The following is a 24748-nucleotide window of genomic DNA, read 5'->3' as shown; positions in this document are numbered from 1 at the left end:
TCAGCTGTCTCGCGTTTTAACGGGGGCATCTTCTACTGGCTCGTCATCGGCCTCAAAACGCGGCCGGTGTCTGAAGAAGTCATAAATAAAGAGTGCGACACCAAGTGCAAACAGCGCTCCCGTAGCAATGAGCATCAGGAAATGGACCTGAATCTTGAGTTGCGCATCGAGATAACCCATCCCCATAATGCGCTCCAGATAAACCTGGCCAAGACCCGCTGTGGCAAAGGACAAGGTCATCCCGAACATACCTGAGATCTGCAGCCAGAATGCCCAGTAGCCTAAACTGCTGCCTTTTTCAGAACGACCATAGGTCATCTTCGGTAAGGTGTAAGTAATCATCGCCAGTATGATCATTGCATAAGCGCCGTAAAACGCAGCATGGCCATGCATAGCGGTAATTAAGGTACCATGAGTCCACTTATTAACTGCTGGGAATGTATGCGCAAGACCTAGCAGGCCTGCGCCAAATAGCGCAAACACCGCAGAGCCAACCGTCCAGTGTAAGGCCAGACTGTTAGGATGCGCGAGGCCTGAACGTCGCATTGCTGAATAGGCATAAATTGCCATACCCGCTAAAGCTGCCGGCTCCAGTGCGCTGAAAAGCCCACCGATAGGCAGCCAGTACTGTGGCACACCAACCCAGTAATAGTGGTGGGCAGTGCCCAGAATACCGGCGATGAAGACCAAGCCTACAATCACATACAGCCATTTTTCCATAACCTCGCGATCAGCACCCGACAGCCGAATCAACAGATAGGCAAGGAAGGCACCCATGATCATCATCCAGACGCCTTCTACCCATAAGTGAATGGTCCACCAGCGGTAGAATATGGAGACGGTGTAGTTTTCGTAGTAGAGCAGGGCTGGAAAAAATAACACAGCAGAGCTGACCAGGCCGATGAGCAATACGCCCTCAGTGGTCGTAAACCGGCCCGACTTCTTAATGGTCATGCCAATATTATAAAGAAAGATAAGCATGCAGATGACGATGACAATTTTGTGCGGTAATGGCTGCTCCAGCAGTTTATTACCGGTACCGTAACGGAACAAATACCCAATAATGGCGCTGACCCCCATCAGCGTCCATAGAATCAGCTGCAGGTAAGCAAGTTTTACGCTGTGTAATTCAGTTCTCGATTCGTCCGGGATCATCCAATAAGTGGCGCCCATAAAGCCGGTGAGCACCCACACGATAAGTAGGTTGGTATGAATGACCTTGGTAACATCAAACGGCAAAATGTAAAGTAGGGGGTCGGGACCCAGATACTTCGTCGCCGATAACAGGCCGAACACCAACTGCAGGCCGAACAGCACCATCGCTACTGCGAAATACCAGTAAGCAACTGATTGCGATTTATACCGCATTGTTATTCTCCCTATAGGTCATCATTTAAGCGTTGCCAGATACGCAACCAATTGATCGATCTGTTCTTCCGTCAGACTCTCACCATAACCCTGCGGCATGAACGAGGTGCCACCAGCGGAATACATATCGCCCGGCACCAGATAAGCGCTGGGCGCGACAATAGATTCCCGAATATAACCTTCGACATCCTGGGCTTCACCCGGGTAGCTTTCAGCAGCAATAATTGCCTGCGCTCTGGTCACAAGGCCTGCTAAAGTTGGGCCAGCCATATCGACACCAGGCTGGGTGGAATGACAGGCGGTACAGGCTGGTGAAGCTGTTTGGTAGACATATTCGCCCTGGGCCCGGGGATCATCTTCAGCTGTCACCGGTGTGGTATCACCGGCGGGGGCAGCGCTAGCTTCATCAGTATCAGCAACAAATTCTGTCGGTACCGCGGCACCGGTCACCATGATGGGCCGCGGCGGCCAGCCTTGGTTATCAACATTAGAAACCCAGTCAAGAAACGCAATTAAGTCACTGATCTCTTCTTCGCTGAGATCCTGAGTTGGCATCAGGCGACGATGCGTTTGTTCATCATAAAATTTGGAAGGGTCCCGCATATAGGCAGTCAGGTAGGCTTCACCACGGTGCTTGGTAATCTTGGTGAGATCAGGAGCATAATAAGCGCCTTCACCAAATAACGTATGACAGTTGATACAGTTATACTTATGCCAGACATCCTTCCCCCGGGTCACTTCTGGGGTAATATTTTCAGCATTGGTGAGTTCACCGAATTGTCGGTGGCTGTCCAGCGTTAAGATGAGGAATATAAGTGCTGCAATTAGAGTCGACGCAATTGCGAAAACTCTGGCTTGTCGGTTGGTCATAATTTCCCCCGCGGCTTAAACGCTGATACCTGTCCAGTGAACGACAGAAATTGAGCCAGCGTAAATAACAGCTGCGGCCATGAGGAGCAGGACGATAAAGCTTAGGATCCTAAGCGGTTTATAGAGTTTCTTCTGTTGCATACGTACCCCTGATTCACTTGGCAGTGTTACCTGTAGGCGTGGCTATGAACTCAATTATAGTGTGTAATTTTTATTCAAATTGATTAATTTTTTTAAGGTTAGTTAATATTTATGTGGTTATCAAAGTTTTATAATCAAATAAATTTGGCGTCGCAGCTTGAATTTGGGTTATTCCAGTCGCATTATTAATCCATCAGCATTTGACGCTCCGGAACCCTTGTGTTTATCCGTCTGTTACTGCTCGTCTCCTTTGTCAGCCTGGCCTCTGCGGCGACCGCTCAGCGTGTGCATTCGAATGACAATGGGTATCAGGCGGTCAGCAATATTGCGCTTGCGGCATTACCGACAGCTAATGACGAAAATGACACTGACACCGACGTTACCCCGCAATCTACAGCAACACCACAGTCTATTGGGCAAGGTGTTTTAGCGCGGCCTTTACTCCAGCAGTTGCCCGCTGCTGACTATTTCATCCCCCAGCCAAGAGCACCACCAGCTCGCACTTAATACCAGTTACTTAATCCATTTAGTTAACTTTATTAAGGGGCTTTCTATGTCTGAATTTCATACACTTGCGTGGAAAAATACACCCGCAAACTTACGTTTACCTGAGCCTGTGCTAGTTGGTGGCAGCAAACTTGACTGGCACGCACCGGCCATTACCGTGTTCGAAGACTTCAGTAGCAATCCACCGCTGGTGCTGAAAGGCTCATTGCGCTTGCCCGAAGTGGAGGCAGCTTTTGAGGGAAGTTCTGACCGCTATGCATGTGTGCTCGATAATGATGCCGCAGTTGCGGGCGTGTTAATGGCCCGGGAGCTGCACAGTCGCTACAGCGGTTCACTCTGTAGCCTGCTGCAACTACCCTGGAGCCAGATTGAAGCACGTTTTCTGATGCAGCCGTTGCACCGGATGCCGATGTTAAGCCTGGCACAGATACAACACGCCAGGATCGGCGATATCGCCGCCACCATGCAGGCGGCAAGTCGTGATTTCGTTATGGTCGTCAGTGAAGGTCGAATCATCGGGTGGATTGCCGCGCTAAAAATCATTGAACAAACTGGCGAATCGGTTCGCCTTTATCCGCGGGCGACGACCTTTGCTGAGGTTTTTAGTGCTTTGAAACACCCTGAAATTACCGATAGTTAGACTTGTTGCCAAGCCAGCAGCCCTGTACATTAACTAAAATAAAGCAGATGCCGGGGTAGAGTGATGACCGAAAATGCATGGATGAATAGTGGAACTCTGTTAATTGTCGCACAGTGGCTGCTGGGCTTGTTTGTGTTGCTGCTGATTATTGGCCTTATTTCCGTGGTCGTCATGTATGTGGTGGATAAAACACAAACCAAACATACGATACGCCGCAATTTTCCAGTGGTCGGCCGCTTCCGTTATATTTTCGAGAACCTTGGTGAGTTTTTCCGGCAGTATTTTTTTGCCATGGATCGCGAAGAAATGCCTTTCAACCGTGCCCAGCGCAGCTGGGTTTATCGGGCGGCGAAGAATGCCGACCGCACGCTTGCGTTTGGTTCGACCCGGGATTTGACCAAAAGCGGCACCATCATTTTTGCCAATGCACCTTATCCCCGTCAAACCGAAGAAAAGACTCAGCCGCAGCCGGTAAGAATTGGTCCGCACTGCGAGCATCCTTATGAACCTGTGTCCTATTTTCATATCTCCGGCATGAGCTACGGTTCGCTATCGCCCGTGGCTGTGAGAGCACTGTCGAAAGGGGCGAAATTAGCAGGTTGCTGGATGAACACCGGCGAGGGAGGGCTTAGCCCTTACCACTTAGAAGGTGAGTGCGATATCGTCTTTCAGATCGGTACCGCAAAGTACGGTGTGCGCAATCAGGATGGCACACTGAATGAATTACGGTTAAAGGAACTCGGTGAGCACAAACTGATTAAAATGTTCGAGCTAAAGCTCAGCCAGGGCGCGAAACCCGGAAAGGGCGGCATTCTGCCAGCGCTTAAAGTGAACAAAGAAATTGCCGAAATTCGTGGTATTCCTGAAGGTAAAGACTCGATCAGCCCAAATCGTCATCCGGAAATAAAAACTGATGACGACCTGCTCGATATGCTTGACAAAATTAGAGGGATCACGGGCAAGCCCACGGGAATTAAGTTTGTCATGGGCGATCCCAGCTGGATTGACGAATTGATTCAGGCCATTCAACGCCGGGGTATTGAATCGGCACCAGATTTCATTACGCTCGATAGTGCTGATGGCGGCACCGGAGCATCCCCTCAACCACTGATGGATTATGTCGGTTTGAAGTTGTCTGAGAGCCTGCCGTTACTGGTTGATAAATTAATCGCTGCCGGCCTGAAAGAGCGGATTCGGGTGATTGCCTCGGGCAAAATGATATCACCCGCGGACGTTGCCTGGGCCATCGCTATCGGTGCGGATTTTGTGGTCTCAGCACGAGGCTTTATGTTCTCGATAGGTTGTATTCAAGCGATGCAGTGTAATAAAAATACCTGTCCTACCGGGGTCACGACCCATGATAAGAAGCTGCAAAAAGGTCTCGACCCGGAAGAAAAGTCAGTACGGGTAGCGAACTATCACAAATACCTCGAGTACGGGGTGAATATCATCGCCCACTCGTGCGGTGTCTCTGATCCGCGCCAGTTGAATCGTCGTCATGGCCGCATCGTGACGCATACCGGAGACAGTGTCAGCTTGGCTGAGCGCTATCCACCGCAAGCACCGAGGTAACGCACTTTCTCATGTTTAAGCAGTATCTTCGCTTGTTGCAGAGTCATCCACGGTTTCTACTGTTCGGTTTTCTGGCGACCTTTTTCTCAAGCTTTGGGCAAACCTTTTTACTGGGACTCTTCACCGACGCGTTTCGCAGCGCAAATGATCTGAGTCACGGCGAATATGGTGCTATTTATGCCGCTGCGACCTTCGTTGGTGGGGTGCTACTGATGCGCATCGGTAAGCAGCTGGATAAAGTCAGTCTGGCTCACTTCACGGTGTTTACCTTCATCGGCATTGCGCTCTCGGCGTTGCTCATCACCTGGCCCATTCACCTGCTTACATTGTTCCTCGGGCTTGCTGGCTTACGTTTGTTTGGGCAAGGGTTTATGGGGCACATTGCCATGACCAGCATGGGCCGTTACTTTACCGAACAACGCGGTAAAGCTGTCGCTTTTGCAGGAATGGGCTTTCCGTTAGGGGAGCTGGTGTTGCCGCTGGTGATTGTCAGCTTGCTGGCGGTTACGGGGTGGCAACAAACCTGGTGGCTGTTCGCTGGTCTGCTGATGTGTGGCTTACCGCTGATGCTCTGGTTACAGGCCGCTAAGCCAAAAACGATTGCGGCGCCGGTAGTAGAACACAGCGAAGCAGCACTCGAGATTGGCCTGAGACAACACGATCTTCTTCGCCAGCGAAAGTTCTGGGTGGTGTTACCGGCACTGCTGGGGCTGCCGTTTGTGGTCACTGCGTTACTGTTGAACCAGCTCTGGCTGGCGCAGCAGCAAAACTGGTCAATCGCGGCGACCGCAGGCGCAATCATGGTGTTTTCGCTCAGTCGGGTAACGGTTTCGGTGTTTGCCGGGGACTGGATCGATCGGCTCGGCTCGCGCCGCTTTATCGGCTTAAATATTGTACCGGTTATTTTAGGAACTTTACTGCTGGCGGCGAATTTCGGCGTCTGGTCCTGGTGGGCCTTTCTTGGCCTGGCAGGTGTCAGTGCCGGCATTAACTCCGCGTTGTCAGGAACTTTGTGGGCCGAGCTGTATGGCACCCGCTATCTGGCCACAGTGCGCGCGCTGGTCCACGCAATGATGGTTTTTGCCACCGCGCTTGCACCGTTTTTGATGGGCACACTGATAGACGGCGGTGGGTCGCCAACAGCTATTATGCTGACCTTCAGCAGTATTTTGATAGCTGCCTGGTTAAACGCCCGGCGCTTGATGGATTGAGGCGATACTCTGCTGAACACGATTGCTCAACCACTTGCTGAAGGCGACCACAGCGACAGGATGGCGCTCGCGGGCTTTCAAGCAGGTAAAGACACCGGTTTTTGCGGTTACGGTGGCATTCGCCGGCACCGACCACTGCGCAAACTGAGGGTGCTGAGCATACAAGGTATTGATCAGACTAAAACCAGGGAAGCTACTGAGTAGATCCAGCCCGATACTGGCCTTTGCCACCGGGTGCAGGGGGTAGGTCTGACTTAGTGGTTTGTGCTGCTTGCAGAACAGTTGCCAGGCCTCGCTCGAGGGGTTGATGTACCAGCTGGCTGGGGTTGCGGTAGTATCCGCAGGTGAGCGAATGGCACTAAAGGTTGGCTGATACAGGAGTTCTTGCTGTAAACTGCGGTCTTTAAGTTTGCCGCTGAGCAACGCTACATCAATGCGGCCGTGTTGCAGGGCCTGACTGGTTCTGGGTAATTGCAGGTCATGTTCGTCTTCGGCAAAGGTGTCGACCTGTATCCGAATATGCGGATAGATGGCGTTAAAATCAGCCAGGCGCGGTGCCAGCCACCAGCGCAAAAAGGTATCTGGAACAAGCACCCGCAACGTGGTGAGTTCCTCATCACCGCAGGTGCGGGCCTGTTCGACGGTTTGCTCGAGTTGCTGAAACAGACCGAGTAAAGTCGGTGCCAATAATTCGCCGGCAGGGGTCAGTGCATGGACGCGGTTGTCACGGTGAAACAGAGGTGTACCAAGTTGCTGTTCAAGGGTCTGGATGTGCCGTGTGATAGCTGATTGCGACAGCTCCAGTTGCTGAGCCGCATGCTTAAAAGACGGCGCATTGGCCGCGACCGCAAAGACTCGAAGGGCATTTAATGAATAATCTTTTAAGCTCACCAGGCGCATCCTTTTAACCGAACTTGATTTGCTATTAAGTTAATTTGTATTGCATAAATTTAAACACAAAAGAGTTCCTAAGCAATGTATTTACGCGAATTTATCGAAATAGCTATTTTGCATTTTCTGGCCGTTGCCTCGCCGGGTCCGGATTTCGCTGTGACCGCCCGTTACAGTCTGGCCTACGGGCGTCGCATTGGTCGTTGGGTCGCCGTTGGTATTGGCGTCGGGATCCTGGTGCACATCGCATACTCCTTGTTGGGAGTGACCTTAATCATTCACCGCTACCAGTGGGTTTATGCCACCTTATTGCTGCTCGGCGCTCTCTATTTAGGCTGGATTGGCTGGCAGGCGATCCGCGCACAACCGCGTAATAGTGAGCCTGATGCCGCCGCGGCCGCTGGCGCTATTTCGCGGCGCAAAGCGTTTCGTATCGGTTTTATCACCAACGGTTTGAATGTGAAGGCGACACTGTTCTTTATGGCCTTGTTTACTGCCGTTATCAGTCCGGCAACACCAACTGCGATTAAAGTCGGTTACGGCCTTTATATGGCAATTGCGACCGGGCTCTGGTTCATCTTGTTGGCGACCTTACTTACGGTTCCGGCGTTTTATCAGCGTATCTGGCATTACGGACACTGGCTGGACAGGACGATGGGCGCCTTGTTGTTGTTATTATGCGGGAAGCTTATTGTGGACTGGTTTGCCGTAATTCAAGTTCTCGTAAACGGCTGATGATGCTATCATTGGCGCAGAGAAGGGTTCGCTTTTAACAGAGATGTCTATGCAGTTATTTGTAAACGATCTGACCGTTATTGATTTTTCATATCTATGTCCCGAGCGTGGAATCGTTGGGGAGAGTTGGATCGTGGATATTGTGCTTGATGGTAGCTTGAACGAGCAGTCGATGGTGCTCGATTTCGGCCGTGTCAAAAAACAAATTAAACGTATTATTGATGATGCCGTCGACCACAAACTGGCAGTGCCGGCGAATCACCTCTACACCGCGGTTACGCACGATGCTGACGATAGCTGTTATTGGGTTGATTTCATGCGCCCGGATAATGCTTCGATCCACCTGTTTTGTCCCGCTGACGCATTTGCCTTTATTGATGCTGAACGGGTCACCATGGCGACCGTCAATTCCTATCTGCGGGCAGTGATTAAACGCCAATTGCCGGGCAATGTCGAAGGTCTTGAAGTCACCCTGCGGGCCGAGCAGATTGATGGCGCCTATTACCACTACACCCATGGCCTGAAAAAGCATGATGGCAACTGTCAGCGTATTGCCCATGGTCATCGTTCCCGTATCAAGGTCGAGCTTGATGGCGAACGTGCCACGGATATTGAGTTACGCTGGGCTGAGCGCTGGCGTGATATTTACCTCGGCTCCACGGAAGACGTCTGTACCATTGATGCCTTACAGCGCTCTGAGCGGGCCCAGGCGTGCACTGATTCGACCCATGTTGGCTACGGTTATGATGCGGATCAGGGCCGTTTCGAATTGTTGGTTCCTAAAGCTGAAAATTACATTATTGATAATGACTCAACAGTGGAGTGCATTGCCGATTACCTGGCACAAGCCATCCGGCAAGAGTTGTCCGAGCCGCAGGAAGTTACAGTGAAAGCCTACGAAGGCGTCGGAAAAGGCGCGATTGGTTATGCGTAAACTAAGTTTTGGCTTGCTGCTGACGGTTTTCGGGTGCTTCGCTGCAAGCAGTGCCATCAGTCAGGCGAATGAAACTCAACCTTTGCTGGAACTGACCGGAGCACGGACGGCGGGCGCGCTGATGATTGCTAAAACGGATCCTTCTTATCAGGTTGCATTAAACGGCGAAGCACTGGAAGTCTCTGATAACGGCATCGTGGTGTTCGGTTTTGAACGCGACAGCGAGGGAGTTCAGGAACTGACTCTGACTTTAGCTGATGGCCGGCAAGTCACCCAGCAGATCGAGCTTGAACCCCGTAGCTATATCATCGACCGGGTGGAGGGCGTACCACAACGTACAGTAACCCCTGATCCTGAGCAAGTTGCGCGAGCGCGCAAAGAAGCCGCAGCCGTATGGCAAGCGCGCCAGACGTTCAGTACCCGCCAGGATTTCCTGCAGCCCATCATCGAACCTGCTCAGGGCCGTATCAGTGGGGTCTATGGCAGCCAGCGCATTTTTAACGGCGAGCCACGCAACCCACATTATGGCTTAGATGTTGCGGCGCCCACGGGGACGCCGGTGAAAGTGGTCTGGTCCGGCAAAGTGGTTTTTGCCGATGACGATTTATTTTATTCCGGTGGGACCATTATCGTTGACCACGGCCAGGGGGTGACCACCACCTATATCCATCTCAGTGAAGTTAAGGTTCAGGTCGGCGATGAAGTCGAGCAGGGCACTGTTATCGGTGCCATTGGCGCCACCGGCCGTGCCACCGGGCCGCATCTGGACTGGCGCGTGAACTGGCGCAACGTCCGGCTTGATCCGGCCTTAGTGCTGGAACACTTCTAGGCTTCAGGCTTGCTGTCCAGAGCTAACCAGCCTTGGGCACGCTCGCGATCCGCGACACTCAGAATGTAATTGTTGAGCTTTGGTGCTTGCCAGATGAGTTCTAGGGTCAGCAACTCATCCCGGCGAAACGCATGCACGGTCACCACGTCACCCGGCTGATAGCGCTCAAAGACTTCGCGCATCGTGCCATCGGTAACCTGTAAATGGTCAATGGCAATAATCCGATCTTGCGCACTTAATCCGGCATCATGAGCCGCTTCCTCAGCAAATACCACCTGCAACTCCAGACCAGCGCTGGAGGCCTTAAACTTCGCCCCTAAAGCTACCGGTAGCGGAGCGGCAGCAGGTTTACCGCCAAAACCGGTATCATCCTGTGGTGGCCGACGCTGAACCTCGATGCCAAACTCTTTTAGCAACTGCTGAACAGGCAAGGCTTCCGTCGATTCTACGGCACGTTCAATAAAAGCACCAAGATGGACGTTATACTCAGTCGTGACAAACTCGGCAAAACTGGTGTCTGTAGTCCCTTTCTGATCTGCACCAAAGTGCCGCCAGAATTTCGCCATTACCTGGCCCAGGGTCACCTCACCATTGGTCTCGATACGCAGCATTAAATCGAGACAGAGAGCAATCAATGCGCCTTTGGCGTAATAGCTCACCACGGCGTTGGGCGCGTTTTCATCCTGCTTATAGAAACGGTTCCAGGCCTGTAAACTTGAGTCGCCGACAGTATGGCGATCAACCCCAACTCCCCGGTGGACCCGCGCCAGAGTATCACCCAGCAGATTCAGATACGTCGCGGCATCAATCAAACCTGCTTGCTGCAATACGTAGTCATCAAAATAAGAGGTGATCCCCTCGTAGAACCACAGCTGACGGGTGTATTGCTCAGCATTCAGCTGGTAAGGAATAAAGTCCCGTGGTTTGAGGGTTTTAATGTTCCAACTGTGGAAATATTCATGGCTGCAGAGACTTAAAAACGTGCGATAATCAGTGTCGATGTTTTGCCGTACTCCCTTGCTCACCAAATCTTTGCGGCTGCACAGCAGTGCCGTGGAGTTACGGTGCTCAAGACCGCCAAAACCTTTACCGACGACCATGGTCAGGAACAGGTAGTTATCGAAGGGGACCTGCTTCTCAAAAAGATTGACTTGATGCTCGCAGATTCTCGCTAAATCGCTACATATGCGCTCATAATCGGCGAAATTACGACCAGCAGTCACAAACGCATGCTTTTTCCCGCCAGCAATAAATTCATGGATGCCAAGCTCACCTAACAGAAACGGGTAGTCAATTAAGGCTTCATAATTTTCCGCGTAAAAACCACCTGCACCAAAGTTATCTCCACTGCGTCGCGGCATTCCGGTAGCCACACGCCAATGCTTAAGTTCAGCCGGTAACTGCAATGAAAGTTCAACGGTTTCGTCCGTGTGTCCTTTAATGGCAAGGCATAAGCTGCTGTTATTAAAAAAGCCAAAGAATTGATCCAGATATGCGCTGCGCACAGACAAATCAAACGCGTACACCTGATACTGGATCAGCACGGTGCTCTCGGTCGGTGCCAGGCGCCAGGTCTGCTTATCAATAGCAGTAACCGGGATGCGCTGACCATTGGCCTCGGCGCGCAGGTCAAGAATGTTGCGCGCAAAGTCGCGGATCATGTAACTGCCGGGGATCCAGGCAGGGAGTTTAAGTTCTAGCGCTTCGTGGCGTTTCGGTGTAACCCGCAAAGAAACTGCGAATTGATGTCCATTGGGATCAAGCGGAGTAATTTCATAGTGCAACACGGCGGCCTCACGAAGTTCATTGCGAATGAAAGAAATGTTAGCACGGTACAGACACGCTATACAGTGGGTTGTCTGCGATAAATGAACCGACAGCGCGGCAAACTCTAGGTATAATCGCTAGTCAACCACAGACTTTAGTGAATGCTGTTTTATGATGGGACGCTGGAAAGCTTTATTAGATGATCGTAACCGTTTCTTCTGGGTGCTACAGGCAGCCGGTTGGTCGGGCTATGCACTGGTCCATTACATTGGCTCATTGATGCACGAAATGCGCGACATCTACGCCATCATCATCATTCTGGGCGCTTATGCGGGATTTCTGCTGACCGTACCGTTGCGTTACCTGTATCGCCGTATCTGGGACATTAAACCCTGGATGCTGATTATCGTAGTACTTGGCGCCGCGTACCTTAGCGCAAGTATTTGGGCAGTGATTGATAACACCACTTACTGGGAAATTTATAAGTTCGGCTTCAGGCCAGAGAGTAATTGGTTTTACTTTAAAAATACCACAGCCAAGTTTTACATCATGTTGAGCTGGAGCGGGCTCTATTTTGGTATTAAATATTATCAGATGCTGCAAGATGAGAAACAAAAAGCACTGATGGCAACGTCTATGGCGCATCAGGCGCAGTTAAAGATGTTGCGTTACCAGTTGAATCCGCATTTTCTGTTTAATACGTTAAATGCTATCTCCACGCTGATTCTGATTAAAGAAAACGAGCTGGCCAATCGTATGATGACCAAGCTCAGCTCCTTTTTGCGTTTTTCGCTGGATAACGAACCTATTAAAAAAATTCCGTTGTCGCGAGAAATCGAAGCCTTGATGTTGTACCTCGACATTGAAAAGGTACGTTTTGATGAGCGTTTGAAAGTCACCATAGAGATCGATGACACGGTTGGCAAAGCACTGGTGCCAAGCCTGTTCCTGCAGCCTTTGATTGAGAATTCGATCAAATACGCGATTGCCAAAATGGAAGAGGGTGGCGAAATCATCGTTCACGCAGAGCGTGAAATAGATGACCTGGTGGTGGTGATTGCCGACAACGGCCCGGGAGTAAGGCAACCGGCTGAAGATCTTGTGAATAAAGGGGGCGTTGGTCTTGCGAACACCCGTGATCGTTTGCAGGCCTTGTATGGTAAGCGTTACTCCTTTACATTATCAGCTAACGAGCCCAGTGGTATGCGTGTGGAAATTCGCATTCCTTTCGAACAGGTTGACGCTTAATGACTAGCAAAATTCGTACACTTATCGTAGATGATGAATCGCTTGCACGCCGCGGTCTTACTGTGCGTTTACAAGAATTTCCTCAGGTTGAGCTGCTGGATGAATGCCAGAATGCCCGACAGGCACTGGAAAAGATCCTTGAACTGAAACCCGATTTAGTTTTCCTGGACATCCAGATGCCAGGCATGAATGGTTTTGAATTGTTGCGTGAAGTGAAAGCCAAAGGCGCCAGCTTGCCGGTGGTGGTTTTTGTGACGGCTTACGACCAGTATGCGATTAAAGCCTTCGAAGTTCGTGCCATCGACTACTTATTGAAGCCTGTCGACCACGACCGGTTAGCGCAGACCCTCACTCGTGTTGAAAAAAATCTGGCTGAACGTGAACGCGAACAGCAACAGCAACGTATGCTTAATTTACTGGCCGATGCTACCGGTGAAGATTGCGAGGCCATCCTGAGAAAGCTGGCTGATAATCAGGATCTGGGCAATGTGCGTTACCCGGAACATATTGCCATTAAAGAGAGCGGTGAGATTACTCGTGTGGCGATAAATTCCATCGAGTGGGTCGATGCTGCGGGTGATTACATGTGTATCCATGCAGGTAATGAGACCCATATTCTGCGGCGCACCATGAAAGAGCTGGAAGACGAACTCAATCCAAATCGCTTTCAGCGTATCCACCGCTCAGCAATTGTAAACCTGGAACAAATTGAAAAGCTCTGCAGCCGGCAAAATGGTGAGTACCATATTGTTTTGAAAAACGGCAAAGAACTCAAAGTCAGCCGCAGCTATAAAGAGCGTATTAAACGACTTATTTTAACGACCTAAAGGGTCTGTCCTACAGGAGCTTACTTACAGTGATAGCAAAACGTTTCGTAAGCCGCCTGGTTCTGTTTACCTTTCTTATTAGTCTTAGTGGCTGTTCTACCCAGTTTGGCTACCGCTTCGCGGACACCTTTGTTGAGTGGCAACTTGCCAAGTATGTGGAGCTCTCCGGGCCGCTCGAGGATAACGTCGAGCGCAGTATTGACGAACTCCATATGTGGCATGCCCGAACACAATTACCGGCCTATCGTAATGTGCTTGAGCAGCTGATACAGGATCTTGACCAGGACACTGTCGACGCGGTTAAGATTGTGGCGTATAGCGAACAATTATTCAGCTTCTGGCAGGCCATCCGAAATCAGCTGGAACCTTATGCTTTAACCTACCTTCCGCAGCTTTCAGAGGCCCAGCGCGAGCAACTGATCAGTAACTTGCGTGAGCGAATCGAAGAGGAACGCGAAGAAGCGGCGGATCTCAACGAGCGGGAGCGTTATCGGGAACGACTGGAGCGGACGCTGGATCGGGCAAAAGAATGGTTAGGCCCGTTGCAGTCAGAGCAACGTACGTTGCTCCGCCGCTGGCTAGAAGAGCGTGTTAGCAACGATGAGTTATGGCTGGTGTATCAGGAGGATTGGCTTGACGCCTTTGCCGCGACCGTTCGCGCACCTGAGGCAGAAGGTTTTGCCGATGGTATCAGTTTGCTGATAACGCGCCCCGAAGCTTATCGCAGTGACGCCTTGATAGCGGCCACTGAGTTCAACCGGGCTCTGACCATGCAGCTTATGGTGGACCTTTACAGCACGCTTAGCGACGGTCAAAAACGCCACCTCCGCAACAAATTAGCAGGCTACCGCGAGACCGTCGATAGCCTGATCAACAACTTCGCTACTTAACTTCGATAATTTTACAGGTATTGGTCGAGCCGACGGTTTCCATGACATCACCGTGGGTCAGTACCACCAGATCGCCAGCATTGAGATGACCACGCGCTTTAATTTCATTAATAGCATCAGCGGTTAAATCTTCTGCTTTGCTCTTGGTCGAGTCAAAAGCGACTGGATACACGCCGCGATACAGTGCGCAGCGATTGCGGCTATCCTGGTGTCGCGACAACGAGAAGATCGGCAGGATGGTATGAATCCGCGACATCAACTTCGCAGTAGAACCTGACTCAGTAAGCGCGATGATTGCTTTTACGCCGGTTAAGTGCGTCGCCGCGTACATTGAGGTAATCGCCGTTGCTTCCTGAATATTGGTAAAGGTCTCTTCCAGTTCACTGTTATCGATGCGAGCTGAAGGGTGGGTTTCTGCACCCAGGCATATTTCAGCCATAGCTTTTACGGTGGCGACCGGAAATTTACCTGCCGCTGTTTCCGCAGAGAGCATGACCGCATCAGTACCATCAAGTACCGCATTGGCAACGTCCATCACCTCGGCCCGGGTCGGCATCGGGTTTTCAATCATGGACTCCATCATTTGGGTGGCAGTAATCACCACTTTATTGAGCTGGCGGGCACGCTCTATGATGCGTTTCTGCTTACCGACCAGTTGTGCATCACCGATCTCAACCCCTAAGTCGCCGCGGGCAACCATGACGGCTTCAGAGGCCCGGATAATATCGTCCAGGGCAGCATCGGTGGCAACCGCTTCAGCACGTTCGATTTTGGCGCACAGCATACCGCTGCCATTAGCAGCACGCAGTAAGCGACGAGCTTCGTGCATGTCTTCCCCGGAGCGTGGAAAAGAAACTGCAAGGTAATCGACTCCAATTTTTGCCGCTAACTTAATGTCTTCATAATCTTTCTCGGTCAGGGCCGCCGCTGACAAGCCGCCACCGAGACGATTAATGCCTTTATTATTGGAAAGTTTTCCGCCAATGGTAACTGTGGTATGCACTTGAGCACCCTCAACGCGGTCGACCTGCAAGCGCACGCGACCATCATCAAGTAACAGAATATCGCCGGCGTTGACGTCTTCAGGCAGTTCTTTGTAATCGATGCCCACACTGTGGCCGGTACCGGCATCTCTGGCCAGTTCAGCGTCAAGAATAAAACCGTCACCTTCGTCCAGCGTCACTGAGTCATGGACAAATTTAGCGATGCGAATCTTAGGACCTTGCAAATCGCCAAGGATAGCGACATGAGTTCCAAGTCGTTTGCAGATATCGCGCACCATGGTGGCGCGCTTTTCGTGGTCTTCTGGCTTACCGTGCGAGAAGTTAAGGCGCACAACGTTGGCGCCTGCTTTAATTAATGCTTCAAGAGTAGCAGGGTCATCAGTTGCAGGACCTAATGTAGTCACAATTTTAGTGCGGCGCAGCATGGTTAACTCCTCGGTGTGCAAGCCTGGTTCTTATTATGTCATGTACGACTTAGTTCGTTGCCCTAGCTGTTACCAGCTAGCAGTTATAGAGCAGTCTACAGGGCGCAGATTATATCATGCTGACACAGAGGTTACAGAGTTTCTGGCACTTATGTGGTGTTTTCAGTACAATAGCGCGCACTTTTTTGTTTCTCTTCTTTTCAATGCAACGTAAAGGTAATCGCATGAGTGATCAGCAGCAGGATATGACGCTTCAAAGCTGGCAAGAACGCCAAGAGTACGCGGAATTGATGCAGCCATTAATTGGCCGTCTTTATCGTAACTACGGTGTGGAAATCCTGGTTTATGGCCGTACTTTGTTAAACGTGGATACGATTAACATCATCAAAGCCCATCGCCTGATTCGTCGGCACGAAGGCGTCAAACTGCGTTTGCGTGAGAGTTTCCCGTTCATCGAGGCACTCAGCAAAATGAAACTGGCACCAGCCCGGGTCGACCTCGGTAAGCTGGCGTTTAATTACTTACATAAAGATGCAGGCAAGGGCGCTTCTATCGAGGAGTACCTTCATAAAGAGCTCGTGGATATCGTCGACATGGCCGACGAAATCCCTGCACAAGATGTCGTCCTTTACGGTTTCGGTCGTATCGGCCGCTTGTTAGCGCGTCTGCTGATCGAACGTAATGGCAGCAACAACAAGATGCGCTTACGGGCCATCGTTGTCCGTGGTGGCCGCGACGGCGATCTGGAAAAACGTGCGAGTTTATTGCGCCGGGATTCCATTCATGGTCCATTTAACGGCTCGATTACCGTTGACCATGAGAACTCAGCAATTCGTGCCAATGGTACCAGTATCAAAGTCATTTACTCTGATGGTCCTGACCAGGTCGATTACACCCAATATGGCATCAACGATGCTATCGTTATCGACAACACCGGTATCTGGAAAGATGAAGAGGGTCTTGGCCTGCACCTGAAATCTAAAGGTGTGAAAAAAGTACTCCTGACTGCCCCTTCAAAAGGCGCCATCAAGAATGTCGTTTACGGCGTGAATCACACTGATATTCAGCCCGATGACCTGATCGTCAGCGCGGCAAGCTGTACCACGAACGCCATCACTCCGGTTCTGAAAGTAATCAACGACAATTACGGTATCCGTAATGGCCACGTTGAGACGGTTCACTCCTACACGAATGACCAGAACCTGATTGATAACTATCACAAGGCTGAACGTCGCGGGCGCTCTGCACCGTTGAATATGGTGTTAACCTCAACCGGCGCTGCGAAAGCGGTTGCTAAGGCGCTACCAGAACTTGCCGGCAAGTTAACCGGCAACGCCATCCGCGTGCCAACACCTAACGTTTCTATGGCCATCATGAATCTGAATCTTGGCAAAGAAACCAACAAAGAAGAGCTCAACGCTTTCCTGCGTGAGCAGGCGCTGCATTCTGACTTACAGGCGCAAATTGATTTCACTGCGTCGACAGAAATCGTGTCCAGTGATCTAGTGGGTTCTCGCTATGCTGGTGTGGTCGACTCTCAAGCCACCATCGTTGATGAAGACCGCGCAGTGCTCTATGTTTGGTATGACAATGAGTTTGGTTACAGCTGCCAGGTCGTCCGTGTTGCCGAGCAGATGGCAGGACAGCAGCTGATGAATCTGCCTAAGTAAAGAAAACACCCTGCAAAAGCGCCTTTTGGCGCTTTTGTTTTTGGTTCAAAGCATAAAACGAGAGGACACACCCATGTTTATAACTGCCCAGTTCGATAGCGGTAATATCGAGGTTGTTGATGCAACGAACGAAGATGCCATTGAGTTGAAAATCCGTAAGGATCACCAGTCGGATTTCTACCAGTGGTTCCACTTCAAACTTTACGGTGAAGTGGGTACCGAGCACGTCATGAACATCACCAATGCCGGTGAGTCCGCGTACCCAGATGGTTGGAAAGACTATTCCGCGCTTGCTTCATATGATCGTGAGACCTGGTTCCGGGTGCCGACGGAGTTCGACGGCAAAACCCTGACCATTCGTCATACCCTTGAGCAGGAAAGCATCTACTTTGCTTATTTCACGCCTTATTCCTATGAGCGCCATCAGGATTTAATTCAATCTGCGCAGCAGTCAAGTCTGGTTGAGCATGTCTGGCTGGGGGCTACCCTGGACGGTCGCGATATGAACCTGCTGGTAGTAGGGGAACCTTCCGAGCAAAAACGTAAGATCTGGATCACGGCACGTCAGCACCCGGGCGAGAGTATGGCCGAGTGGTTTGTGGAAGGGCTGCTAAGTCGTCTGCTTGACGACGAAGACGGCGCCGCGCGCAAATTATTACAGGATAACGTTTTCTATATTGTGCCCAACATGAACCCTGATGGTAGTGTACGCGGGCACCTGCGTACCAACGCGGTAGGCACCAACCTCAACCGTGAGTGGCATGGGCCTTCGCTGGAAAGCAGCCCAGAGGTCTACCTTGTGTTGCAGGCCATGCAAGAAGCCGGCGTCGACCTTTATCTGGATATTCATGGTGACGAAAATCTGCCTTACAACTTTCTGGCTGGATGTGAGGGTGTGCCTTGTTACGATGAGCGCCATAAGAAATTAGCGAAGCGCTTCATCGAGACCTTGCTGGCGATTACACCTGAATTTCAGACCGAACATGGTTACGAGATTGATGCGCCAGGTGAAGCAAACCTGACGGTGGCGAGTAACGCGGTTTCTCAGCGCTTTAACTGTTTGGCCTTTACTCTGGAGATGCCTTTTGCAGATAATGCGAACCTGCCTGATGAAGATTTCGGATGGTCAGCAACGCGCAGCGCGCAACTAGGTGCTGACGTACTAAGTGCAATTTATGCAGTCGCAAATAACTTGCGTGATTAATTCACGCAAGTTAGCTTGTTAACCATAACGACAATAAATAACGATAACAATTTCGCAAGGGGGACACCTTGGAAGCGATTAATAACTTTCTTTTACTGCTCGATAGCTATCTAGGCTCAGCAGCGTATTTTCCATATATTCTGCTTGGCGTAGGTATCTTTTTCACGCTTTATCTTGGTTTTCCACAGATCCGCTTTTTCGGTCATGCCTGGAAAGTCGTTACCGGAAAGTTCGATAAAAAAGGTGCGAAAGGTGACACCAGTCACTTCCAAGCCTTATCGACAGCACTCTCAGGCACCGTAGGTACGGGGAATATCGGTGGTGTAGCTTTGGCTATCTTCCTGGGTGGTCCAGCTGCGTTATTCTGGATGTGGATCACAGCATTTTTGGGTATGACCACCAAATTTGTTGAGGTCACTTTATCGCATAAGTACCGGGTGCAAACCGAAGACGGAACTATGGCAGGTGGTCCCATGTACTACATGGATCGTCGCCTTAACATGAAATGGCTGGCGGTTATTTTTGCCGTCGCTACTATCATCAGTTCTTTCGGTACGGGTAACATGCCCCAGATCAACAACATCGCTCAAAGTATGGAAATGAGCTTTGGCGTTGAGCCTATGCTGACCGGCGGCATCCTGGCGATCTTATTGGCGATGGTCATCATCGGCGGTATCAAGCGTATCGCTGCGGTGACCTCTCGCATTGTGCCAATCATGGGCTTGCTCTATATCATCGGTGCCTTCAGTGTCATTCTGTATAATCTGGATCAGATCGGTCCATCATTTGCAGCGATTTTCACCGATGCATTCACAGGATCAGCAGCAACCGGCGGCTTCTTAGGTGCAACCTTCGCCTATGCGTTCAACCGTGGTGTCAACCGTGGCTTGTTCTCTAACGAAGCTGGTCAGGGTTCGGCGCCGATTGCGCACGCTTCCGCGCGCGCTGATGAGCCGGTATCAGAAGGTCTGGTGTCCATTCTTGAACCCTTCATTGATACCATCGTGGTGTGTACCCTAACGGGCTTGGTGATTCTTTCTTCGGGTGTCTGGAGTGAGAAACATGAGAACAATTTCTCACGTACGGATCTGGAAATTGTCGCGGGCAATTACAACGATGAAATTGAGGAAGACCGCACTGCGCTTTACCACTACCTGAACAGCACCGATCAAAACACCATTGTGAAGTACACAGGTACTATTGAAGTACGCAACGGTGAGCCAGTCAGCAATGGTTATACAATGTTGCACGCGCGCTCAGTCGCTGAAAACGTCCGCTTTATCGTTGCCGGTGAAGACCCTTACACAGGTATGTTGCGCATTGACAACGGCCGTCTGCTGAAACAGGACATCACTATTGTCGGTGAGAGTCTGGTTCACTCTGCAGCGCTAACATCAATTGCGTTTAGTAATGGTTTCCTTGGCGACTACGGTGAATACATTGTTCCCATTAGCTTACTGATGTTTGCTTTTTCAACCGCTATCGCCTGGTCTTACTACGGCGACCGCGCGGTGGTCTACCTGTTTGGGCAGAAGGGTGTCATGCCGTACCGGATCATCTATGTTGCCGGCTTCTTCATTGCATCTTTCGCCGATACCACCCTGGTCTGGACGTTGTCCTACGTAGCGATTGTCTTGATGACCTTACCTAACTTACTGGGTATTGTGTTGTTACGTCGTGAAATGAAAGATACGGTAAAAGCTTACTGGCAAGACTTTGATGCCGAGCAAAGCAAAAAGAAAGAAGAACAGTAATTGTTCCACTTTCTGAGGAGAACCCGCGCACCGTCGCGGGTTCTTTTTTAGCTGAGTGTCTATCCTCTCTTGAAATTACCGCTGAAACCCTTATATTGCTTAGTTCGAAGTATGCAAATAGAGGATATCATGGCACTTATTAACTGCCCCTCCTGTAACAAGCGAATATCCAATAAAGCCAAAACCTGTCCGCACTGCGAATTTGTGATTGCGGGGCGCAGCGGTGACGAGCTTGAACGTGAGCAACTACGTGCTGTGCAACGCCGCAAAGACAAGTTATTAAGCCAGTCGATGCTGGCCTTATTAATTGCTATTGCCGCCTTTGCTTATACTTTCCTTGAGCAACCTTACCCTGACTCATGGCAAGCGAAAGTGAGCTACGGTCTGATGGGGCTTGGCCTGATTTGGTTTTTAGTGAACCGGGTCCGTATTTTGCTGTTGAAAAGAGGGCGCTAATGCAATTTGAAGACTTACTTGCCAGCATTTCTCCAGAAACCTACGAGCGACTGGTGCTGGCAGTAGAAACAGGCCGCTGGCCCGATGGCGTTGCTCTGACTGAAATGCAGAAAGAGCATACGGTGCAACTTGTGATGGCGTACCAGGCTACCTATTGTCCCTCAGAAGAACCCTTTCGCATCGGCGCTGATGGCTTGTTGGTAACCCGCAGCAAGCGGGAAATGCGCGACAGCTTGCAAGAGAGCAGACAAACGATAGCAACCTTTCCTTTATCAGCAGACGAGTCCTGAATAAATGAGCACAATTGATTTTGATTTACTGCTGGCCCAGGCAGAAGCGATTACCGCAGGCGAGCCTGATTTAATCGCCAATTTAAGTAATATCTCAGCGTTAGTCTACCATGAGCTTGATGATGTGAACTGGGTGGGCTTCTACCTGACTCGCGCGCCTGAGACATTGGTGCTAGGCCCATTTCAGGGTAAAGTCGCCTGTCTTCGTATTGATTTCGGTAAAGGTGTTTGTGGTGCTGCAGCGGCAGCAAAAGAAACCCAGCTGGTTACCGACGTACATGAGTTTCCGGGCCATATCGCCTGTGATAGCGCCTCCAACGCTGAAGTAGTGGTACCCTTGATGGTAGACGGGCAAGTGGTTGGCGTATTTGATCTCGATAGCCCTTCCGTTGGTCGTTTTAGTCAACATGATGCCGATGGATTAAGTAAACTTGGCCGCTTTATCGAAGGGCTCAACTGGTCACAGTTGCGCGGTGCGGTCGATGTATAGTGAGTTTGATGTGCATGCCTACCTGGTAAGCCAGCAGGACATGGTCTTTTTTGATGACGAAGCCGAAACTGCTGTCGATCAAATGAATGAGATGCTTCATTATATTGCTAGCTATCGCGAAGAAGATGATGACCTGGACGTATTGGAAGAAGTCGTTCGCCGTACACTTTTCGACTGGATTGAAAACCCGGACTTACTGGGCCTCGATAGTGATGAAATGCAGGCGTATATTTTAGAACAACTAGCTGACGCTCGTCAGCAGGACAATGACGATCATGAGTGAAGTAAAGAAATTGAGTAATAACAAAGAAGTTCTGGCTTACCTTGCCGAGAAGTTTCCAGCTTGTTTTTCACTCGAGGGCGATGCTAAGCCCCTTAAAATCGGTATTTTTGAGGACTTGGCGAAACAGTTAGAAGATGATGAGGCGGTAAGTAAAACCCGCCTGCGCACAGCGCTTCGGCATTACACCAACAGCTGGCGTTACCTGCGCGCGATGAAGCAGGGCGCGGAGCGCGTTGATCTGTCGGGCACTGCCGTCAGTACAGTAGATGAAGAGCAGCAGAAGCACGCTGCCGAAGCTTTGGCACAATCCAAGGCTGCTGCGGCAGAGCGCAAAAAGGCGGCCAATCCAGCGCCACGTGCGAACGCCCGGCGAGCTAAGGTTCCAGCGAAATCAGCGCCTGGCACTAAGTCGCCAGCAGTTAAACAGCCCGCTGCGAAACGTAAGTCAGCAAAGCCCGCAGCGCCTAAATTAACGGCTGCTGACAGTGCAAAATTGTCGGTTGGCCAGAAAGTTCAGGTGAAAGCTGGTAAGCAGCCTGTGCCAGGTGAAGTTGTTGAAGTTGACCGTAATGATGTAGTGGTGCAACTTCACAACGGCTTGACGGTCAAAGTTACAGTAGATGCTATATTTTTAGCGCAGCAGGAGTAACACAATGCAGAAGGTAACGATGAGAAAATTAGCTATAGCTGTCGCTTTGCAATGTGGGGTGGTTTCCGCAGCTATCGCGTTACCGCCAGCGCATGAAGTCGATGACCTACCAAAACTGAAGCAAGAAGAACAACATAGTGTTGTTAGTCAGCGCGTCACGACTTATTTCACCCGCTACCATTTTAAAAATATGGAGCTGGATAATGCACTGTCGGAGCAAATTCTGGATCGTTACCTGAAAATGCTTGATTTCAATAAAATGTTTTTATTACAAGCGGATGTTGAGCAAGCCAGTGAATACCAGCATTTGTTTGACGACATGATTCATTCCGGCAAGCTTAGTCCTGCCTACGCATTGTTTGAAAAAGCCTTGCAACGCAACTTTGAGCGCTATGCTTATGCGCTAAGCCTGCTCGACGAAGAGCAACCCTTTGATTTTTCCGTCGCCGGCGATCGTTATCAGTACGATCGTGAAGATGCGCAGTGGGCGACTTCTGAAGCCGAACTGGATGAGCTGTGGCGCCAACGCGTAAAATACGATGCGCTTAATTTAACCATGGCCGGCAAAACATGGCCGGAGGTGGTAGAAACCCTTGGCAAGCGCTACAACAATGCTTTGAAGCGGCTCACTCAAACCAATAGCGAAGACGTCTTTCAGACGGTAATGAATGCGTTCGCGCGCAGTGTCGAAGCACATACCAGTTATCTGTCTCCAGCCAATGCTGAGCGGTTTGAGCAAAACATGAATCTGTCCCTGGAAGGGATTGGCGCTGTGCTGCAATCAGAGTTTGACTACACGGTCATTCGCAGCCTCGTTCCAGGTGGACCCGCCGATAAATCTGGCGCTATTGCCCCCGAAGATAAAATTGTTGCGGTTGCGCAAGGTGAAGATGAAGACTCTGAGTTTGTCGATGTCGTCGGCTGGCGTCTCGATGAAGTCGTCGAGCTCATTAAAGGTCCGAAAGGCACTACAGTGCAATTGCAGGTCCTCAAAGCAAATCAGGCCGCAGGGGCCAAACCCACTGAGATTTCAATCGTCCGCGACACGGTAAAACTTGAAGACCGCGCAGCCAAAGTCGAAATTAAGACGGTAGAAGAGGGGCCTTACGCAGGACGCACCATGGGCGCTATCGCGATTCCCAGCTTTTACCACAATCTCAGTGAAGACGTGAAAAATCTGATCGCCGAGGTTAACGAAACCGAAGCCGAAGGCGTGATCATTGACTTGCGTGGCAATGGCGGCGGCTCTTTACAAGAGTCCATCGCGCTGACTGGCTTGTTCATTGATGAGGGACCTGTAGTACAGGTCACTGATGGCAGCGGCCGCAGAGAAGTCAATGGCGACCGCGACGGTGAGACCTTTTACGATGGCCCTCTGGTGGTCATGGTCGATCGCTACAGTGCCTCAGCTTCGGAAATATTTGCCGCAGCATTGCAGGACTACGAACGCGCTTTAATTGTGGGTGAGAATACCTACGGCAAAGGTACTGTGCAACAGCACCGTGGCCTGCAGCGTCGTTTTGATTTCTTTGATGAAGAGCTCGGTAGTGTCCAGTACACCATCGCGAAGTTCTACCGCATCGACGGTGGTAGTACCCAGATGCGTGGCGTAACACCAGACGTGCAATTCCCGACAGTCACGGACACGGAAACCTTTGGTGAAAGTAGCCAGGAGAATGCCTTGCCCTGGGATAAAATTGATACCGCTGATTATCAGCCACTGCAACTGGTGTCTTCAGGCAAACTAGAAGAACTGCGCGCTTTAAAAGAGAAAAACATTAGCGAAAACCCTGAATTTAATTATGTTCTGGAAGATGCAGCTGAATACCAGCGGCAGAAAGATAAAACCTGGATCAGCCTGGTTCTTGAGGAACGTAAGGCAGAAGAAAAACAGGACGAACAAAAAGCGTTAGAACGTGCTAATGAGCGGTTAGTGCGCGCTGGTTTTGAACCAGTGGAGTCACTTGAGAATGTGCCGGAAGACTTTGAGTTACCGGATCCATACCTGAACGAAACCCTGGTGTTAAGCTTTGAGCTTATTGATACGATGAAGCTTGCCATGCACTAAGCGCTGTTTATCGCTGCAAAGCCGC

General features: G+C 50.6%; 24 protein-coding genes. 19 read left to right on the top strand and 5 right to left on the bottom strand.

The window, feature by feature from the left end:
- Both J6J34_RS06555 and J6J34_RS06550 read right to left on the bottom strand, forming a co-directional pair.
- The gene (locus tag J6J34_RS06555) at positions 1 to 1368 is read right to left on the bottom strand and encodes a cbb3-type cytochrome c oxidase subunit I (RefSeq protein ID WP_301898680.1); all 1368 of its coding nucleotides are present in this window, start codon (positions 1366 to 1368) and stop codon (positions 1 to 3) included.
- A 21-nt stretch (positions 1369 to 1389) separates the two neighbouring features.
- Positions 1390 to 2238, bottom strand: a complete 849-nt coding sequence (locus tag J6J34_RS06550) for a c-type cytochrome (RefSeq protein ID WP_301898679.1) — start codon at positions 2236 to 2238, stop codon at positions 1390 to 1392.
- Between the two features lie 360 nt (positions 2239 to 2598).
- On the opposite strand from J6J34_RS06550, the gene J6J34_RS06545 reads away from it, so the two are divergent.
- From J6J34_RS06545 to J6J34_RS06530, 4 genes are all read left to right on the top strand, one after another.
- The gene (locus J6J34_RS06545; protein ID WP_301898678.1) at positions 2599 to 2886 is read left to right on the top strand and encodes a hypothetical protein; all 288 of its coding nucleotides are present in this window, start codon (positions 2599 to 2601) and stop codon (positions 2884 to 2886) included.
- Between the two features lie 46 nt (positions 2887 to 2932).
- The gene (locus tag J6J34_RS06540) at positions 2933 to 3526 is read left to right on the top strand and encodes a CBS domain-containing protein (protein ID WP_301898677.1); all 594 of its coding nucleotides are present in this window, start codon (positions 2933 to 2935) and stop codon (positions 3524 to 3526) included.
- A gap of 81 nt (positions 3527 to 3607) precedes the next feature.
- Positions 3608 to 5098 carry an FMN-binding glutamate synthase family protein gene (locus tag J6J34_RS06535; protein ID WP_301898714.1) on the top strand — a complete coding sequence of 497 codons (1491 nt, stop codon included), beginning with the start codon at positions 3608 to 3610 and terminating at the stop codon, positions 5096 to 5098.
- Positions 5099 to 5109: 11 nt separating this feature from the next.
- Positions 5110 to 6309 carry an MFS transporter gene (locus J6J34_RS06530; RefSeq protein ID WP_301898675.1) on the top strand — a complete coding sequence of 400 codons (1200 nt, stop codon included), beginning with the start codon at positions 5110 to 5112 and terminating at the stop codon, positions 6307 to 6309.
- On the opposite strand, the gene J6J34_RS06525 is transcribed toward J6J34_RS06530, so the two are convergent.
- Positions 6283 to 7200, bottom strand: coding sequence for a LysR family transcriptional regulator (locus tag J6J34_RS06525; protein ID WP_301898674.1), 918 nt, complete (start codon positions 7198 to 7200; stop codon positions 6283 to 6285). The two genes, J6J34_RS06530 and J6J34_RS06525, sit on opposite strands and share 27 nt — an antisense overlap.
- Positions 7201 to 7284: 84 nt before the next feature.
- Here J6J34_RS06525 and J6J34_RS06520 point away from each other — a divergent pair, with 84 nt between their 5' ends.
- Genes J6J34_RS06520 through J6J34_RS06510 form a run of 3 tightly spaced genes read left to right on the top strand, consistent with a single transcriptional unit; the run spans position 7285 to position 9698 of the window.
- Positions 7285 to 7935, top strand: a complete 651-nt coding sequence (locus J6J34_RS06520; RefSeq protein ID WP_301898673.1) for a LysE family translocator — start codon at positions 7285 to 7287, stop codon at positions 7933 to 7935.
- 49 nt (positions 7936 to 7984) lie between these two features.
- Positions 7985 to 8869 (top strand): 6-carboxytetrahydropterin synthase, encoded by an 885-nt coding sequence (locus tag J6J34_RS06515; protein ID WP_301898672.1) that lies wholly within the window; start codon positions 7985 to 7987, stop codon positions 8867 to 8869.
- Positions 8862 to 9698: a M23 family metallopeptidase gene (locus tag J6J34_RS06510; protein WP_301898671.1), complete on the top strand. Its 837-nt coding sequence runs from the start codon at positions 8862 to 8864 to the stop codon at positions 9696 to 9698. Before J6J34_RS06515 ends, J6J34_RS06510 begins: the two co-directional genes overlap by 8 nt.
- Here J6J34_RS06510 and J6J34_RS06505 read toward each other — a convergent pair.
- A complete protein-coding gene (locus J6J34_RS06505) occupies positions 9695 to 11485 on the bottom strand; it encodes a M61 family metallopeptidase (RefSeq protein ID WP_301898670.1) in 1791 nt (596 codons plus the stop codon). The genes J6J34_RS06510 and J6J34_RS06505 overlap by 4 nt on opposite strands.
- A 151-nt stretch (positions 11486 to 11636) precedes the next feature.
- Between J6J34_RS06505 and J6J34_RS06500 the strand changes: the two genes are divergently transcribed.
- From J6J34_RS06500 to J6J34_RS06490, 3 genes are read left to right on the top strand one after another with little or no spacing between them, the layout of a single operon-like run.
- Positions 11637 to 12713 (top strand): sensor histidine kinase, encoded by a 1077-nt coding sequence (locus J6J34_RS06500; RefSeq protein ID WP_301720320.1) that lies wholly within the window; start codon positions 11637 to 11639, stop codon positions 12711 to 12713.
- Complete coding sequence (locus tag J6J34_RS06495) at positions 12713 to 13540, top strand: LytR/AlgR family response regulator transcription factor (RefSeq protein WP_301720319.1); 828 nt, start codon at positions 12713 to 12715, stop codon at positions 13538 to 13540. Before J6J34_RS06500 ends, J6J34_RS06495 begins: the two co-directional genes overlap by 1 nt.
- Positions 13541 to 13569: 29 nt before the next feature.
- Entirely contained in the window at positions 13570 to 14430 is an 861-nt protein-coding gene (locus tag J6J34_RS06490) for a DUF6279 family lipoprotein (protein WP_301720318.1), read from the top strand.
- On the opposite strand, the gene pyk is transcribed toward J6J34_RS06490, so the two are convergent.
- A complete protein-coding gene (gene pyk, locus J6J34_RS06485) occupies positions 14423 to 15859 on the bottom strand; it encodes a pyruvate kinase (protein ID WP_301720317.1) in 1437 nt (478 codons plus the stop codon). The genes J6J34_RS06490 and pyk overlap by 8 nt on opposite strands.
- Before the next feature lie 224 nt (positions 15860 to 16083).
- Here pyk and J6J34_RS06480 point away from each other — a divergent pair, with 224 nt between their 5' ends.
- The 9 genes from J6J34_RS06480 (at position 16084) to prc (ending at position 24723) form a co-directional block, all read left to right on the top strand.
- Positions 16084 to 17529, top strand: a complete 1446-nt coding sequence (locus J6J34_RS06480) for a glyceraldehyde-3-phosphate dehydrogenase (protein WP_301773941.1) — start codon at positions 16084 to 16086, stop codon at positions 17527 to 17529.
- 73 nt (positions 17530 to 17602) lie between these two features.
- The gene (locus J6J34_RS06475) at positions 17603 to 18733 is read left to right on the top strand and encodes a M14 family metallopeptidase (RefSeq protein WP_301898669.1); all 1131 of its coding nucleotides are present in this window, start codon (positions 17603 to 17605) and stop codon (positions 18731 to 18733) included.
- Positions 18734 to 18801: 68 nt separating this feature from the next.
- Positions 18802 to 20487: an alanine/glycine:cation symporter family protein gene (locus tag J6J34_RS06470; RefSeq protein ID WP_301720314.1), complete on the top strand. Its 1686-nt coding sequence runs from the start codon at positions 18802 to 18804 to the stop codon at positions 20485 to 20487.
- A gap of 129 nt (positions 20488 to 20616) precedes the next feature.
- Positions 20617 to 20943, top strand: coding sequence for a hypothetical protein (locus tag J6J34_RS06465; protein WP_301720313.1), 327 nt, complete (start codon positions 20617 to 20619; stop codon positions 20941 to 20943).
- Positions 20943 to 21233 (top strand): YeaC family protein, encoded by a 291-nt coding sequence (locus tag J6J34_RS06460; protein ID WP_301720312.1) that lies wholly within the window; start codon positions 20943 to 20945, stop codon positions 21231 to 21233. The genes J6J34_RS06465 and J6J34_RS06460 overlap by 1 nt, the downstream gene beginning before the upstream one ends.
- Positions 21234 to 21237: 4 nt before the next feature.
- Positions 21238 to 21723 carry a GAF domain-containing protein gene (locus J6J34_RS06455; RefSeq protein WP_301720311.1) on the top strand — a complete coding sequence of 162 codons (486 nt, stop codon included), beginning with the start codon at positions 21238 to 21240 and terminating at the stop codon, positions 21721 to 21723.
- Positions 21716 to 22006, top strand: coding sequence for a hypothetical protein (locus J6J34_RS06450; protein WP_301720310.1), 291 nt, complete (start codon positions 21716 to 21718; stop codon positions 22004 to 22006). The genes J6J34_RS06455 and J6J34_RS06450 overlap by 8 nt, the downstream gene beginning before the upstream one ends.
- The gene (gene proQ / locus J6J34_RS06445; protein ID WP_301720309.1) at positions 21999 to 22655 is read left to right on the top strand and encodes an RNA chaperone ProQ; all 657 of its coding nucleotides are present in this window, start codon (positions 21999 to 22001) and stop codon (positions 22653 to 22655) included. Before J6J34_RS06450 ends, proQ begins: the two co-directional genes overlap by 8 nt.
- A gap of 4 nt (positions 22656 to 22659) precedes the next feature.
- Entirely contained in the window at positions 22660 to 24723 is a 2064-nt protein-coding gene (gene prc / locus J6J34_RS06440) for a carboxy terminal-processing peptidase (RefSeq protein ID WP_418055283.1), read from the top strand.
- The last annotated feature ends 25 nt before the right edge of the window (positions 24724 to 24748 follow it).

The sequence above is a fragment of the Pseudidiomarina terrestris genome (assembly GCF_030466405.1).
In the GTDB taxonomy this organism is placed as follows: domain Bacteria; phylum Pseudomonadota; class Gammaproteobacteria; order Enterobacterales; family Alteromonadaceae; genus Pseudidiomarina; species Pseudidiomarina terrestris.
This window is presented reverse-complemented; position numbering and strand designations above follow the sequence as displayed.

Excerpts from the sequence above, each read along its gene's own strand:
- J6J34_RS06510 (WP_301898671.1), top strand. The coding sequence starts at position 8,862 with ATGCGTAAACTAAGTTTTGGCTTGCTGCTGACGGTTTTCGGGTGCTTC.
- proQ (WP_301720309.1), top strand. The coding sequence starts at position 21,999 with ATGAGTGAAGTAAAGAAATTGAGTAATAACAAAGAAGTTCTGGCTTAC.
- J6J34_RS06520 (WP_301898673.1), top strand. The coding sequence starts at position 7,285 with ATGTATTTACGCGAATTTATCGAAATAGCTATTTTGCATTTTCTGGCC.
- J6J34_RS06465 (WP_301720313.1), top strand. The coding sequence starts at position 20,617 with ATGGCACTTATTAACTGCCCCTCCTGTAACAAGCGAATATCCAATAAA.
- prc (WP_418055283.1), top strand. The coding sequence starts at position 22,660 with ATGCAGAAGGTAACGATGAGAAAATTAGCTATAGCTGTCGCTTTGCAA.
- J6J34_RS06480 (WP_301773941.1), top strand. The coding sequence starts at position 16,084 with ATGAGTGATCAGCAGCAGGATATGACGCTTCAAAGCTGGCAAGAACGC.
- J6J34_RS06515 (WP_301898672.1), top strand. The coding sequence starts at position 7,985 with ATGCAGTTATTTGTAAACGATCTGACCGTTATTGATTTTTCATATCTA.
- pyk (WP_301720317.1), bottom strand. The coding sequence starts at position 15,859 with ATGCTGCGCCGCACTAAAATTGTGACTACATTAGGTCCTGCAACTGAT.
- J6J34_RS06550 (WP_301898679.1), bottom strand. The coding sequence starts at position 2,238 with ATGACCAACCGACAAGCCAGAGTTTTCGCAATTGCGTCGACTCTAATT.
- J6J34_RS06460 (WP_301720312.1), top strand. The coding sequence starts at position 20,943 with ATGCAATTTGAAGACTTACTTGCCAGCATTTCTCCAGAAACCTACGAG.
- J6J34_RS06530 (WP_301898675.1), top strand. The coding sequence starts at position 5,110 with ATGTTTAAGCAGTATCTTCGCTTGTTGCAGAGTCATCCACGGTTTCTA.
- J6J34_RS06495 (WP_301720319.1), top strand. The coding sequence starts at position 12,713 with ATGACTAGCAAAATTCGTACACTTATCGTAGATGATGAATCGCTTGCA.
- J6J34_RS06500 (WP_301720320.1), top strand. The coding sequence starts at position 11,637 with ATGATGGGACGCTGGAAAGCTTTATTAGATGATCGTAACCGTTTCTTC.
- J6J34_RS06555 (WP_301898680.1), bottom strand. The coding sequence starts at position 1,368 with ATGCGGTATAAATCGCAATCAGTTGCTTACTGGTATTTCGCAGTAGCG.
- J6J34_RS06475 (WP_301898669.1), top strand. The coding sequence starts at position 17,603 with ATGTTTATAACTGCCCAGTTCGATAGCGGTAATATCGAGGTTGTTGAT.
- J6J34_RS06455 (WP_301720311.1), top strand. The coding sequence starts at position 21,238 with ATGAGCACAATTGATTTTGATTTACTGCTGGCCCAGGCAGAAGCGATT.
- J6J34_RS06535 (WP_301898714.1), top strand. The coding sequence starts at position 3,608 with ATGAATAGTGGAACTCTGTTAATTGTCGCACAGTGGCTGCTGGGCTTG.
- J6J34_RS06540 (WP_301898677.1), top strand. The coding sequence starts at position 2,933 with ATGTCTGAATTTCATACACTTGCGTGGAAAAATACACCCGCAAACTTA.
- J6J34_RS06450 (WP_301720310.1), top strand. The coding sequence starts at position 21,716 with ATGTATAGTGAGTTTGATGTGCATGCCTACCTGGTAAGCCAGCAGGAC.